At 61.8% G+C, this 13,829-nt stretch carries 10 protein-coding genes and 4 tRNA genes; 9 read left to right on the top strand and 5 right to left on the bottom strand.

Features of this window, described 5'->3' with window-relative positions:
• Window positions 1-64 precede the first annotated feature (64 nt).
• Entirely contained in the window at window positions 65-1,087 is a 1,023-nt protein-coding gene (locus tag HX881_RS14640) for a quinone-dependent dihydroorotate dehydrogenase (protein ID WP_017128087.1), read from the top strand.
• A 138-nt stretch (window positions 1,088-1,225) separates the two neighbouring features.
• Here the strand turns inward: HX881_RS14640 and rmf are convergent, their stop codons facing one another.
• Window positions 1,226-1,441, bottom strand: a complete 216-nt coding sequence (gene rmf, locus HX881_RS14635; RefSeq protein ID WP_002553055.1) for a ribosome modulation factor — start codon at window positions 1,439-1,441, stop codon at window positions 1,226-1,228.
• A gap of 575 nt (window positions 1,442-2,016) precedes the next feature.
• On the opposite strand from rmf, the gene rlmKL reads away from it, so the two are divergent.
• Entirely contained in the window at window positions 2,017-4,284 is a 2,268-nt protein-coding gene (rlmKL, locus tag HX881_RS14630; RefSeq protein WP_103032955.1) for a bifunctional 23S rRNA (guanine(2069)-N(7))-methyltransferase RlmK/23S rRNA (guanine(2445)-N(2))-methyltransferase RlmL, read from the top strand.
• A gap of 135 nt (window positions 4,285-4,419) precedes the next feature.
• Entirely contained in the window at window positions 4,420-6,369 is a 1,950-nt protein-coding gene (locus HX881_RS14625) for a sensor domain-containing diguanylate cyclase (protein WP_177085166.1), read from the top strand.
• 114 nt (window positions 6,370-6,483) lie between these two features.
• Here HX881_RS14625 and dacB read toward each other — a convergent pair whose 3' ends face one another.
• A complete protein-coding gene (gene dacB, locus HX881_RS14620; RefSeq protein ID WP_042936178.1) occupies window positions 6,484-7,938 on the bottom strand; it encodes a D-alanyl-D-alanine carboxypeptidase/D-alanyl-D-alanine endopeptidase in 1,455 nt (484 codons plus the stop codon).
• 232 nt (window positions 7,939-8,170) lie between these two features.
• Here dacB and HX881_RS14615 point away from each other — a divergent pair, with 232 nt between their 5' ends.
• Window positions 8,171-8,515 (top strand): YggL family protein, encoded by a 345-nt coding sequence (locus HX881_RS14615; protein ID WP_017128090.1) that lies wholly within the window; start codon window positions 8,171-8,173, stop codon window positions 8,513-8,515.
• 131 nt (window positions 8,516-8,646) lie between these two features.
• Here the strand turns inward: HX881_RS14615 and HX881_RS14610 are convergent, their stop codons facing one another.
• Window positions 8,647-9,405 carry a hypothetical protein gene (locus HX881_RS14610; RefSeq protein WP_017128091.1) on the bottom strand — a complete coding sequence of 253 codons (759 nt, stop codon included), beginning with the start codon at window positions 9,403-9,405 and terminating at the stop codon, window positions 8,647-8,649.
• Window positions 9,406-9,763: 358 nt separating this feature from the next.
• Here HX881_RS14610 and HX881_RS14605 point away from each other — a divergent pair.
• From HX881_RS14605 to HX881_RS14590, 4 genes are all read left to right on the top strand, one after another.
• Window positions 9,764-9,839 (top strand) — tRNA-Glu (locus tag HX881_RS14605).
• 2 nt (window positions 9,840-9,841) lie between these two features.
• A tRNA-Gly gene (locus tag HX881_RS14600) sits at window positions 9,842-9,917 on the top strand.
• Between the two features lie 104 nt (window positions 9,918-10,021).
• Window positions 10,022-10,097 (top strand) — tRNA-Glu (locus HX881_RS14595).
• A gap of 3 nt (window positions 10,098-10,100) precedes the next feature.
• Window positions 10,101-10,176 (top strand) — tRNA-Gly (locus tag HX881_RS14590).
• Between the two features lie 126 nt (window positions 10,177-10,302).
• Here the strand turns inward: HX881_RS14590 and HX881_RS14585 are convergent.
• Both HX881_RS14585 and HX881_RS14580 read right to left on the bottom strand, forming a co-directional pair.
• Window positions 10,303-12,042, bottom strand: coding sequence for a dipeptidase (locus HX881_RS14585; protein ID WP_177085164.1), 1,740 nt, complete (start codon window positions 12,040-12,042; stop codon window positions 10,303-10,305).
• A gap of 69 nt (window positions 12,043-12,111) precedes the next feature.
• The gene (locus HX881_RS14580) at window positions 12,112-12,753 is read right to left on the bottom strand and encodes a LysE family translocator (RefSeq protein ID WP_017128095.1); all 642 of its coding nucleotides are present in this window, start codon (window positions 12,751-12,753) and stop codon (window positions 12,112-12,114) included.
• A gap of 106 nt (window positions 12,754-12,859) precedes the next feature.
• On the opposite strand from HX881_RS14580, the gene HX881_RS14575 reads away from it, so the two are divergent.
• A complete protein-coding gene (locus HX881_RS14575; protein ID WP_042936180.1) occupies window positions 12,860-13,810 on the top strand; it encodes a LysR family transcriptional regulator in 951 nt (316 codons plus the stop codon).
• Window positions 13,811-13,829 lie beyond the last annotated feature (19 nt).

The raw sequence follows: 13,829 nt of genomic DNA, 5'->3' as shown, positions 1-13,829 counted from the left end.
TGTCAGGTGACTGCCCGGCTATAATCGCCCCTTCAATTCGCCGCCATCCGAGTCAAGCCCGCCCATGTATAACCTGGCCCGCCAGCTGTTGTTCAAACTTTCCCCGGAAACCTCCCACGATTTGTCCCTGGACCTGATCGGTGCGGGCGGCCGCCTGGGGCTCAACGGCCTGTTGTGCAAGACGCCGGCGTCGAACCCGGTGACCGTCATGGGGCTGGAGTTTCCCAACCCGGTGGGGCTGGCCGCGGGCCTGGACAAGAATGGCGCGGCCATCGACGGTTTTTCCCAGCTGGGCTTCGGCTTTGTCGAGATCGGCACGGTGACGCCACGGCCACAGCCGGGCAACCCGAAGCCGCGGATCTTCCGCCTGCCCGAGGCCGAGGCGATCATCAATCGCATGGGCTTCAACAACCTGGGTGTGGATAACCTGATTTCCCGGGTTCGCGCCGCTCGCTACGACGGCATCCTCGGGATCAATATCGGCAAGAACTTCGATACCCCGGTGGAGCGTGCCGTTGACGACTACCTGATCTGCCTGGACAAGGTCTACGCCCACGCCAGCTATGTCACGGTCAACGTCAGCTCGCCGAACACCCCGGGCCTGCGCAGCCTGCAGTTCGGCGACTCGCTCAAGCAGTTGCTCGAAGCCCTGAGCCAGCGTCAGGCGGAACTGGCCGGGCAGCATGGCAAGCGCGTGCCTCTGGCGATCAAGATCGCCCCGGACATGACCGATGAAGAAACCGTGCTGGTGGCCCAGGCGCTGGTGGAGTCGGGCATGGATGCGGTGATCGCCACCAATACCACCCTCAGCCGTGTCGGTGTCGAAGGTCTTGCCCATGGCGATGAAGCCGGCGGCCTGTCCGGCGCGCCGGTACGCGAGAAGAGCACCCACACGGTCAAGGTCCTGGCGGCCGAACTGGCCGGACGTTTGCCGATCATCGCCGCGGGCGGGATCACCGAGGGCGAACATGCGGCCGAGAAGATCGCGGCCGGCGCGAGCCTGGTGCAGTTGTATTCGGGCTTTATCTACAAGGGGCCGGCACTGATTCGCCAGTCGGTGGATGCCATCGCCGCTTTGCGCCGCTGAACCCATTAAAGGCGGCGCATTAAAAAGGGCTCCTCTGGGGAGCCCCTGGGCCGAAGCCCGCCGCCCGGATGGGGCGTGCGTGGTTAAGTCGTTGCTGTCTCGGTGATGCTCAGATTGTGGTGTCGGAATGTGCCCTGATCAGCCGACAGCGTGAAGTTCGTTGAGTCTGTGGATTCCCGCAGTGCCGGTCATACCGTCCCAGTTGTCGCCACGTCCTTCTCGCCAGCCGTTGATCCAGGCTTGGCGTACCGACGGTAGAGTAAAGGGGCAAAGCTCACGGGATTTGCCATGAACGCCGTATTGATATCCGCGTAAAAATGCTCTTTCCAACGGATCACGCTTAAGTCTTCTCATAGGGTGTTGCCCTCACTGGTTGACTGTTATATGTCCCGTCGACCTCTTGTCGAGGCCGGGCAGAATGCATCTGCAAGCGCTCGCTGCCGGCGTGGCGAGCTCCGCACCGCGAATAGCTTCGCGAGCGGGGATGTTGACGCCATTGCGACGTCAACCTGTGTTGAGTTCTAACCAATGCGCAGGGGCGTGTGAATGATCGTTTTGTCATAAGGACGTAACGATATGGGTGTTAAGGCCATAAGATAGCTCGGTCGTTTGCTCGGTTATCCGGAGAAAATCCAGCTATCATCAGCCCTTGCATGAATGATGCGTTTAATTCTCTGTTGAAAATACTGACCCTTCGTACTCAGGTATTATTCGACGAAGGGTCACGATGTGACTTTTTGTTACGGAAAGAATGAACTGTCCCGGCGTCCAAGTTCTTTTGTCCCCCGATTTCAGGGGGCAAAAGCATCTGCCGGGATGGAACGGCGCAATGGTGCGCCACACGGGCACTCTTCAAGAAAAGTGCTCGATCGAAACCGAGCGGGCGATGCGTCGCCCGTTCATTGACTGCTCAAGGCCCTGGAATTCCCATGTCGGATCGTTACGAACTCTTCCTCACTTGTCCCAAAGGCCTCGAAGGCCTGCTTCTGGAGGAAGCCGTCGGGCTTGGCCTTGAGGAGGCGCGCGAGCACACCTCGGCCATTCGCGGCGTGGCCGACATGGAGACTGCTTATCGGCTGTGTCTCTGGTCGCGCCTGGCCAACCGGGTACTGCTGGTGCTCAAGCGTTTCCCGATGAAGGACGCCGAGGACCTCTACCACGGTGTGCTGGATATCGACTGGCAGGACCATATGGTCGCCGACGGCACCCTGGCCGTCGAATTCAGCGGTCATGGCTCGGGCATCGACAACACCCACTTCGGCGCCCTGAAGGTCAAGGACGCCATCGTCGACAAGCTGCGCACCCCGTCGGGCGAACGTCCGTCCATCGACAAGATCAGTCCTGACCTGCGCATTCACCTGCGCCTGGACCGTGGTGAGGCGATTCTTTCCCTCGACCTGTCCGGCCACAGCCTGCACCAGCGTGGCTATCGCCTGCAGCAGGGCGCGGCACCGCTGAAGGAAAACCTCGCGGCAGCGATCCTGATCCGTTCCGGCTGGCCGCGCATCGCCGCCGAAGGCGGTGCCCTGGCCGACCCGATGTGCGGCGTGGGCACCTTCCTGGTGGAAGCGGCGATGATTGCCGCCGATATCGCCCCCAACCTCAATCGCATCCACTGGGGCTTCGATGCCTGGCTCGGCCACGTGCCGGCCCTGTGGAAAAAACTCCATGAAGAAGCCACGGCCCGCGCCGAAGCCGGCCTGGCCAGGCCGCCGCTGTGGATTCGCGGTTATGAAGCCGATCCGCGTCTGATCCAGCCGGGCCGCAACAACGTCGAGCGTGCCGGCCTGAGCGACTGGATCAAGATCTACCAGGGTGAGGTCGGCACTTTCGAACCGCGCCCGGACCAGAACCAGAAAGGCCTGGTGATCTGCAACCCACCCTACGGCGAGCGCCTGGGCGACGAGGCGAGCCTGCTCTACCTCTACCAGAACCTCGGCGAGCGCCTGCGCCAGGCCTGCCTGAACTGGGAGGCGGCGGTGTTCACCGGTGCCCCGGACCTGGGCAAGCGCATGGGCATTCGCAGCCACAAGCAGTACTCGTTCTGGAACGGCGCGCTGCCGTGCAAGCTGCTGCTGATCAAGGTGGTCCCGGATCAGTTCGTCACCGGCGAGCGACGTACTCCGGAGCAACGCCAGGTCGAGCGGGCCCAGGCCGAAGAGCAGGCGCAGATCGCCGCCGAAGCGCCGAAGTTCAACAAGAACGGCAACCCGATCAAGCCCGCGCCAGTACCGGCACCGGTGGTCGAGCAGGCACGCCTGAGCGAAGGTGGGCAGATGTTCGCCAACCGCCTGCAGAAAAACCTCAAGCAACTGGGCAAGTGGGCCAAGCGCGAAGGTGTGGATTGCTACCGGGTCTATGACGCCGACATGCCGGAGTACTCCTTGGCCATCGACCTCTACCACGACTGGGTACACGTCCAGGAATATGCCGCGCCCAAGTCCATCGACCCGGAAAAGGCCCAGGCCCGCCTGTTCGATGCGCTGGCCGCGATTCCCCAGGCGCTGAACGTCGACAAGAGCCGGGTGATCATCAAGCGCCGCGAGCGCCAGAGCGGGACCAAGCAGTACGAACGCCAGAGTGCCCAGGGCAAGTTCACCGAAGTCAGCGAAGGCGGGGTGCAACTGCTGGTCAACCTGACCGACTACCTCGATACCGGGCTGTTCCTCGACCACCGGCCGATGCGCATGCGGATCCAGAAGGAGGCCGCCGGCAAGCGTTTCCTCAACCTGTATTGCTACACCGCGACCGCCAGTGTGCATGCGGCCAAGGGCGGGGCGCGCACGACCACCAGTGTCGACCTGTCCAAGACCTACCTCGACTGGGCCCGGCGCAACCTGTCGCTGAACGGTTTCTCCGACAAGAACCGCCTGGAGCAGGGCGATGTGATGACCTGGCTGGAAGGCAATCGCGATGAGTTCGACCTGATCTTCATCGACCCGCCGACCTTCTCCAACTCCAAGCGCATGGAAGGCGTGTTCGACGTCCAGCGTGACCATGTGCAACTGCTCGACCTGGCCATGGCGCGCCTGGCGCCCGGCGGCGTGCTGTACTTCTCCAACAACTTCCGCAAGTTCCAGCTGGAGGACAACCTGGTGGCGCGTTATGCCGTCGAGGAAATCACCACCCAGACCCTGGATCCGGACTTCGCCCGCAACAGCAAGATCCATCGTGCCTGGAAGATCACCGCGCGCTAAGCCGTGACAAAGCCCCAGAGTCTTGATTTTTATAGGCTCCGGGGCTTTTGGGACTGGCTAATCTACTAGCGAATGGCTATAACTCAGTCAAAGCCAATGTGATGCAAAACACGCCGGCGTGATGAGTTGTCGCCTATGTCGTCGCATGCCGTACGCCCCAAGATTCTTGGCTTTATCAGTGAGGATGTTTCTGCGTGGCTGGTTGCGGTACTGGTCCTGGTGGCAGGCGGGTTGCTCACGCTGCTGCTGTCCGTGGCGACACGTGACCTCAACCAGCGTCAGTTGCAGCAGCGTTTCGAACTGTTGGCCAGTGAACGCTTCAGCCGTATCGAGGAGCGCTTCGAAGACCAGGCGCAGCGGCTCGACAGTCTGCGGCGGTTTTTCGTCAACTCCGATTCGGTGACTCCCCAGGAATTCTCGGGTTACGCCAGGCCGTTGCTGCTGCGCACCCAGGCCTATGCCTGGGCGCCACGGGTCAAGGGCAGCGAGCGCGAGCGATTCGAGCAGCAGGCCCGGGCCCAGGGCGCCAGCGGCTTTTCCATTCGTGAGCTCGACGCCGAAGGTCACCTGCAACGGGCAGCAGTGCGTGACGAATATGTACCGGTGTTGTACAGCGCGACGCAGAGTGCCCTGGGGTCGCCCCTGGGTTACGACCTGCTGGCGCAACCCTTGCGCCGCTCGACCCTTGAGCGGGCCCGTGCTTCGGGCGCCCTGGCGATCTCGCAACCGTTGAACCTGGTGGGGGTCGAGCCGGCCTACGCCCGGGGCGTGCTGCTGGTGGCGCCGGTCGCCCCACTGGCGAGTGCCGGGCAACCCCGGCCGCCACCCTATGGCTACGTGATGGCGGTGATCAGCATGCGCCAGCTGGTGGCCGACGGCCTGCCGGAACAGAACCACGACAACCTCTCGGTGCGCATCCTCGATCTGTCGACGGAAGGCGAGCATGAGGTGTTGTATCAGTCCCTCAATCTGCCGGTTGAAAACTCACTGGCCGCGATTCGCCTGTTGCGCCTGGCCGATCATGACTATCAGGTGGATATCCGCCCCAGCGATGCCTTCATCCAGGCCAACCATTCCTCGGAGGCCAGCCTGGCCGTGCTCGGCGCCCTGCTCAGCGTGCTGCTCAGTGCCTTGCTGTACAACCTCGTCAGCCAGCGCCAGCGAGCCCTCAAGCTGGTGGAACAGCGCACCTCGCAGTTGCAGGTGCGCGATCGCCTGCTGGAAAAACTGGGGGCGAACGTTCCCGGCGGCATCTATCAGTACAAGCTCAACCTCGATGGCGGTGCGCACTTCGTCTACGCCAGTGCCGGTACGGGAGGTATTTTCGAAGTCGATACCCAACGCTTGCAGGAGAGCGCCGAGCCGGCATTCGACCGGGTTCATCCGGACGACCTGGGGCCGCTGCGGGCCTCGATCCAGGTCTCGGCCGAGCGGCTCAGTCCCTGGCGTGAAGAGTTCCGCGTGATACTGCCGGTGCGCGGCCTGCGCTGGTTGCGCGGCGAGGCCACGCCGGAGCGCCTGCCCGGCGGCGAGATCCTCTGGCACGGTTATCTTTCGGATATCTCCGATCTCAAGCGGGTCGAGGAGGAACTGCGGGCCCTGTCGGTCACCGACTCGCTGACCGGCATCTACAACCGGCGTTACTTCCAGGAGCGGCTCAAGACCGAACTGGCGCGGGCCCAGCGCGGGCCGGGCAGCCTGGCGGTGATCATGCTCGATATCGATCACTTCAAGTGCATCAACGACCGCTACGGTCATGCCGAAGGGGACCGGGTGCTCAAGGAGTTGTGTGTGCGGGTCAGTCATCGCCTGCGCCGCACCGACGTCTTCTGTCGGCTGGGCGGCGAGGAATTCATGGTCCTGTGCCCCGATACCGACGCCGAACAGGCCTGCAACCTGGCGCTGGAGCTGTGGCATGGGCTGCGCAATATGCCGTTCGACGGGGTCGGGCGGGTCACGGCCAGCTTCGGCATTGCCAGCTGGCGCGCCGATGAAGGCGCGGATGCGTTATTGCTGCGGGCGGATTCGGGCGTCTACTCGGCCAAGCAGAAGGGCCGGGACCGGGTGATGGCGGAGCTCGACTGAGGCGGGTCGAGCTGATCGTTCCTGCGCTCCGCCGCTCAACAGCTTCGCGGGCAAGCCCGCTCCCACATGCATTCCCACGCAGAGCGTGGGAACGCTCATCGAATCCTGCCAGGCCTACTCGTCCGAATCGGCCGGCCGCGGCTGGCGGTACAGGTCCAGCAACACCTGGTCGAGCACCGACGAGGCGCCCCATGGCTTCGGATCGTTGAGGATCGCCACCACCGCCCAGGTCGTACCGTTGCTGTCGCGACTGAAACCGGCGATCGCCCGCACGGTGTTCAACGTACCGGTCTTGATATGCGCCTCACCCGACATCGCCGTATGTTTCAGGCGCTTGCGCATGGTGCCGTCCATGCCGGTGATCGGCATTGAACTGATGTACTCGGCGGCGTAGGGGCTCTTCCAGGCCGCCTGCAGCATGGTCGCCATTTCCCGGGCGCTGACCCGTTCGGCGCGGGACAGGCCGGAACCGTTCTCCATCACCAGGTGCGGTGCGGTGATGCCTTTCTGTGCCAGCCACTGGCGCACGACCCGTTGCGCGGCCTTGGCATCGTCGCCGTCGGCGTCATTGCGGAACTTGGCCCCCAGGCTGAGGAACAGCTGCTGGGCCATGGTGTTGTTACTGTACTTGTTGATGTCGCGGATGATTTCCGTCAGGTCCGGCGAGAACGCCCGGGCCAGGAGCTTGGCGCCCTTGGGCACCACGTCCTGGCGGTCCTTGCCATGGATGCTGCCGCCCAGTTCCTGCCAGATGGCGCGTACGGCACCGGCGGTGTAGGTCGGATGGTCGAGCAGCGAAAGATAGGTCTGGGAGCTGCAGCCCTCGGCCAGTTGGCCACTGACCGTGACCAGGGTCGTACCGTCGGCCTGGGTCACCGGGTTGTAGCGCACGTCGCCGGCGCATTGCTTGGCATTGACCACCTTGATCTGGTTGTCGATGCGGATATTGGCGATGGGCGGCTCGACCGAGACCATCACTTTGCCTGAGTCGTTGCGGGCGACAAAACGCAGGGCCTTGAGGTTGACCAGCAGCGCATCGGGCTTGACCAGGAACGGCTTGTTCTCGTCATTGCCGTCGTCATTGAACTCCGGCAACTGCGGTTGCACGAAGAAGCTGCGATCGAGCACCAGGTCGCCGGTCACCTGGGTCACGCCATTGGCCCGCAGGTCGCGCATCAGCAGCCAGAGTTTTTCCATGTTCAGCTTGGGGTCGCCGCCGCCCTTGAGGTACAGGTTGCCCTGCAGGATGCCGTTGCTCAGGGTGCCGTCGGTGTAGAACTCGGTCTTCCACTGGTGATTCGGCCCGAGCATTTCCAGGGCGGCGAAGGTGGTGATGAGCTTCATGGTCGAGGCCGGATTCACCGACACATCGGCATTGAACATCGTCGGGGTGCCCGGACCGTTGAGCGGCAGCATGACCAGCGACAGGGCATCGTTCTGCAGCTTGCTGGCCTTGATCGCCTGTTGGACCTTGGGAGAGAGGGTGGTGTTGACCGGAGCGGCGGAGACGGGCAGTGCCAGGGGGAAAAGAAGACTGGCGAGTACGAAAGGGCGCAAAGATTTGATCATATAAAATAGGACCCTACAGCCGAGGGGGAAAATACGAGGGCATATCGACAAAAATCCCTCAATGGTCATGAAAGTGTCGGCATTATGCCCCAAGCAGGCGTCACTGGGGCCTTGCCGGTGGAGTGGTGCGCCAATTTTTTCCGGTCGATCGACCAGCTGTGCCCAGAGACTCGGGCAATTGCAGCCTTAAACTGCTAAAGTGCCGCCCGTTATTACTTTTGAGGATTGTTTCATGGCGACTAACCGTTCCCAGCGTCTGCGCAAAAAACTGTGCGTTGATGAATTTCAGGAGTTGGGTTTCGAGCTGAACCTGGATTTCAAAGAAGACCTGAGTGAAGAGGCTATCGACGCTTTCCTCGAGGCTTTCCTGAAAGAAGCAATGGAAGCCAATGGCCTGGGTTATGTCGGCGGTGACGACTACGGTCTGGTCTGCCTGATCAAGCGTGGCTCGGTTTCCGAAGAGCAGCGCGCTGCCGTTGAAGCCTGGCTCAAGGCTCGCAGCGAACTGACCTCGGCCGAAGTCAGCCCGCTGCTGGACGTCTGGTACCCGGAAAAGCCGATCAATCCGGTAGCCTGATGTCGTTCGGGCAGGGCGCCGTCCAGGCGACTTTCCCGAGGCACAACGAAAAACGGACACGCCATGGCGTGTCCGTTTTTCGTTGTGCCCTGCAATTATGTGGGCGCCGGCATGGGCATGCCCGCTGCCAATCAGTCGTAGATCGCCTTCTTCTTCCAGTCGGCGTCGGCTTCCACATCCTTGAGGCCCTGGGTCAGTTCGTTGACGTCATCTTCGGCCGGCTGGGTGGTGGCCAGGACCATGGCGTTGGCGCGCGCCAGGAGTTTTTCCAGGAACAGCAGCTGTTCGGTATAGACCGCCGGCTCCGGTTGCTTGCGCAGGTATTGCACGCCGCGCTCGAATGCCAGGCGTGCCTGCCCCGGCTGGTTCTGTTGCAAGGCATGCTGGCCGAGGTTGTTGAAGAACTCGATATGCAGCAGGACCAGGATGTGCCGCACTTCGCGGATCCAGTGCTTGGCTTCGGTGGGTTGCAGGAAACCATCCTGGGCCGCGCGGGTGATCTGGCCGTGCAGGGCTTCGAGCAGGAAACGCACGTCCTTGGCCTTGGCTTCGGTCTGGATCGGGCTGGGCGGATTGTTGACCGGAATCGATTCGCCCTGGTTGACCAGGCCGTTGAGTTCGGCGATGCGCGACTTGAGCACGGCGTCGGTCTTGCTCATGTTCAGCAAGCGTTGATGGACGTTGAGTTCCAGGCGGGTCAACAGCAACTTGAGCGCGGGGCTCATGTACTGGCCGGGAAAGGTCTCGGTGATTTCGCCGCAACGGCGCAGGCGATCATTGAGTTCAACCTTGAGGCGAGCCCTTTCCAGCTTTTTGTTCTCGGCCATGTGGTTGAGGAAGCCAATGGCGATCAAGAGAAAGATCCCGGCTGCAACCAGCAGGGCGATCATGAGTGGTGTCACCGTTAAGACCTCTTCAAGGTGGAATGCGAGCGAGTGTAGTGGCTTGGCGTTGTCGCTGATAGCGTTGAACGACGTGTAGCACGGTGCCAGAGCGCTTCTCTATAGATAGACGCACATTGCCACTATTTGCGCAGGTGGACTATAGCGTCTTGTCGAGTGCCAGAATATAGGCGCCAATCGTCGGACGCGGCGAAAGCCCCGAAAGGGCCGTAAAGCGGGGCGAAGTCATTGATTTAAATAAATTTATAGTTGGGGGTTGACGACCCTTCGATCCATCCATAGAATGCGCGCCACTTGCAGCGTAAAGCACACAGCGAAACGCGGCAGGGAGTGAATGTTGTAGTGTGTCCCCTTCGTCTAGTGGCCTAGGACACCGCCCTTTCACGGCGGTAACAGGGGTTCGAGTCCCCTAGGGGACGCCAATGCGGGAATAGCTCAGTTGGTAGAGCACGACCTTGCCAAGGTCGGGGTCGCGAGTTCGAGTCTCGTTTCCCGCTCCAATTTTAAACGGTCTTGCCTTCGGGCGGGGCTGAGTGAAACCAGGGTCACGTCTTCGGACATGATGCTGGACACCGAAACACACACCATGTGTTCCGGGTAGCGTGTCCCCTTCGTCTAGTGGCCTAGGACACCGCCCTTTCACGGCGGTAACAGGGGTTCGAGTCCCCTAGGGGACGCCATTTGCGGGAATAGCTCAGTTGGTAGAGCACGACCTTGCCAAGGTCGGGGTCGCGAGTTCGAGTCTCGTTTCCCGCTCCAAATTCAATGAAAACGCCGCTTAGTGATGAGCGGCGTTTTTGTTTGTGCGTGATTTTGTCAACTGCCGGTTGATTTCATGGCGGATCGAGACGGTGGACCCGCCGCGACGGCGGGCCCTGAACAGATTTAGAGCTTGGGCAACTGCCCGATCCGTCCCATCATTTCGGTAACGATCTGCAGGTCCAGCAGGAACTGCTCCACGGTCTTGAACTCATTGTCGGTGTGGCCGGTGTACTTGACCTCGGGGCGAGCCAGGCCGAACTGTACGCCGTTGGGCAGTTCATGGACCGAGGTGGCGCCGGCGGAAGTGCCGAACTTGTGGGCCATGCCCAGGTTTTCGCTGGCCACGGCCAGCAGGGCCTTGACCCATTCACCCTCGGGATTGCGGTACATCGGTTCGGCGATCTTGTAGTCGAAGGCCACTGCCACGTGGCTCTTCTTGCTCCAGGCGGCCAGTTTGTCGGCGATTTCACGCTTGAGCACTTCCGGGGTCTTGCCCTTCGGTACCCGCAGGTTGACCGCGAGCTTGAAGACCTTGTCATCCAGGCCGACATAGGTCAGCGAAGCGGTCAGCGGTCCCATGAAGTCGTCGGAGAAGCCCACGCCCAACTTTTTGCCCAGGTAGTCCAGGCCCCAGTTGTCGGCGGCATAGCGGGCGGCGTCGGTGATGTGGTTGTGCTTGAGCGCGATCTTGCCGTCGATGCCATGGATGAAGTCCAGCATCCTCGCCACCGGGTTGACTCCCGACTCGGGCTCGGAGGAGTGGGCGGACACGCCGGTGACCGTCAGCGCGACATCCTTGCCGACGACCTTGGCGCTCACTTCGAAGTTACCGCCATGGCGCTTGGCATACTCCGCGCCGGCTTTCTGCAGGCTGGCGACCAGTTCGGCGGGCTTGTCGGTCACCAGGGTGGCGACGGAAGTCGACGGGATCTGGTTGGTCGCCATGCCGCCGGTCATCGCGGTGATTTCCGCGCCCTTGCCCTGGGCCTCACGCCGGCCAAAGCTGGCCATCACAGTGCCATAGCCTTTCTCGGCAATCACCACCGGGTAGCCGCCGTCCAGCGCCAGGTTGTAGGTGGGCGTCGGGTTGTGTTCGAAGTAATAGGGGATGGCGTCACCGCTGGTTTCCTCGGTGGTGTCCACCAGCAGCTTGAAATTGCGCGCCAGCGGCAGTTTTTCTTCCTTGATGATCTTCATGGCGTAGAGCGCGACGACGATACCGTTCTTGTCATCCTCGGTCCCGCGGCCATACATGCGGTCGCCGATCAGGGTGACCTTGAACGGATCGAGTCTGGTGCCGTCCTTCAGTACCCAGTTTTCCGGGGTTACCGGCACCACGTCGGCATGGGCGTGAATACCGACGACTTCATCGCCAGTGCCTTCAAGGGAGATCTCGTAGACGCGGTTGTCGATGTTGCGAAAGTTCAGGTTGAAGGATTGGGCAAGGCCCTTGATCTTGTCGGCGATCTTGATGAACTCGGGGTTGTCGTGCTGGGCAACGCCGTCGACGTTGAAGGTCGGGATTTCCACCAGTTCACGCAGGGTTTCCATGGCGACGCTGCCGTACTTCACCCGGGCGTAGATGCCGAGCAGACGGTAGATCTCGTTCTGCTGGTCGGCGGACAGGTTCTTGTTGTCGAGAAAGGCGCTGATGGCCGGGCCGAGGTTGCCGGCCTTGGCCAGGTCGCTCTTGCCCAGGCTTCCCAGGAACTGACGGAAATCCGTGACCGAGCTGTCACTGAAGGTCTTGAGGATGGCCGCGCTCTGTTGCGGGGTGATGTTGGCTTCTGCGTGGACGGTGAAGGCCGAAAGACTGGCCAGCATCAATGTGGTGGTGGCCAGGTGTTTGAGGGCGAAATTCATTGCGGGAGGCATTCCTTTGCAGACTGTTGGTGAGAAATATCTGATCAAGCAGACAGAAACATCCTTGGACTATAAAGAAAGCATCAACCGCCCGGCAAACAGAATCAGCACCACACCCATGCTGCGCTCGAACCAGTGCCCCATCTTCAGGAACGCCTGGCGTACCCGTTCGCTGGAAAACAGCAGGCTGACCAGGATGAACCACAGCGCATTGATGCTGCACATCCACAGGCCATACAGCGCCTGGATCTTCAACGGCGTCGAGGCGCTGACCACCGTGGTGAAGATCGCCAGGAAGAACAGCGTGGCCTTGGGATTGGTGGCGTTGGTCAGGAAGCCGGTCGAGAAGGCCTTGAGCAAACCTTGCCGGGGCGCGTTGTCCGCTTGTTGCGCGGCGATGTCCGGCCGCGCAGCCTGCGGCTTGCTCCTGAGCAGGTTGATGCCCAGGTAAAGGATGTAGCCGGCACCGATGACCTTGGCGACGTTCAGCAACCAGGGCGCGCTGTTCATCAGTGCGCCGACGCCGAGCAGGGTGTACAGCACATGCACGGAAATACCCGCACCAATACCGACGGCCGTGAACAGGCCGACCATCCTGCCGAACCGCACGCTCTGGCGGATGGTGACGGCGAAGTCCGGGCCGGGAGCGACCACGGCGAGAAAGTGGATGGTCGCCAGGGCGATGAATTCGTGGAGGTACTGGGAATACATGAGCGGTTCCTGGGCAGAAGGGGAGGTGATCAGGTTTGTCGGCGACCAGTATAAAAATGGCCGGGGCGTGTGATAATCCGATCAAATCTCAATGGACCTGTGCGTCATGAGCATAAATCCTCCCCTTGCACTGCTCGGCGAAATGGCGATCTTCGTCAAGGTGGTCGAGACCGGCAGCTTTTCCGAGGCGGCCCGTCAGTTGGGCTCTTCACCGTCCGCCGTCAGCCGCTCGATTTCCCGTCTGGAAAAGGCCCTGGCGACCCGCCTGTTGCAGCGCACCACGCGCAAGTTACGCCTGAGCGACAGCGGCGAGGAGACCTTCAAGCGTTGTCGCGACATGGTCAGCGCCGCCCGTTCGGTGATGGAGATCAGTGGCCAGTACACCCAGGAGGCCCAGGGGCTGGTGCGAGTGAGTGTGCCCAAAGCGGTGGGGCGCTTCGTCGTGCATCCGCACATGCCGGAATTCCTGCGACGTTATCCACAGGTGGATGTGCAGATGATTCTCGAAGACCGGCCGGTGGATCTGATCGAGGACAATGTCGACCTGATCCTGCGTATCACCGATCACCCGCCGGTCGGCCTGGTGGGGCGCCAGTTGATGCCCATCGAGCATTTGCTCTGCGCGACCCCGCAGTACCTCGCCGAGCATGGCACGCCGCAGCACCCCCATGACCTGCTGGAACACAGTTGCATCTATCTGGGGGATACGCCCAACGATGCCCGCTGGAAATTCCGCCGGGGCGGCAAGTCGGTCACGGTCGGGGTGCGCGGGCGTTATGCGGCCAATCACACCGGCGTGCGACTGGATGCGGTGCTGCAGCATATCGGCATTGGCAGCCTGCCGTATTTCACCGCGCGGCATGCGCTGGAGCAGGGTCTGATCGTGCAGGTGCTGCCGGCGTGGACGTTCCTGGCTTCGTATCACGGCGGCCTGTGGCTGCTGTATACGCCAACGCCCTATCTGTCACCGAAGTTGCGGGTGTTCATCGACTATCTGGTGGAGTGCCTGGCGCGGGAGCCGACGTTGAAATCGGCGCAGGGATCAATGTCGCCTTAGGCCTTGAGGGGCGGGGCCT

This window comes from Pseudomonas gingeri, assembly GCF_013386115.1.
GTDB classification, from domain to species: domain Bacteria; phylum Pseudomonadota; class Gammaproteobacteria; order Pseudomonadales; family Pseudomonadaceae; genus Aquipseudomonas; species Aquipseudomonas gingeri.
Note: the sequence above shows the minus strand (reverse complement) of the source record. Positions and strands in the feature narration are given on the sequence as shown.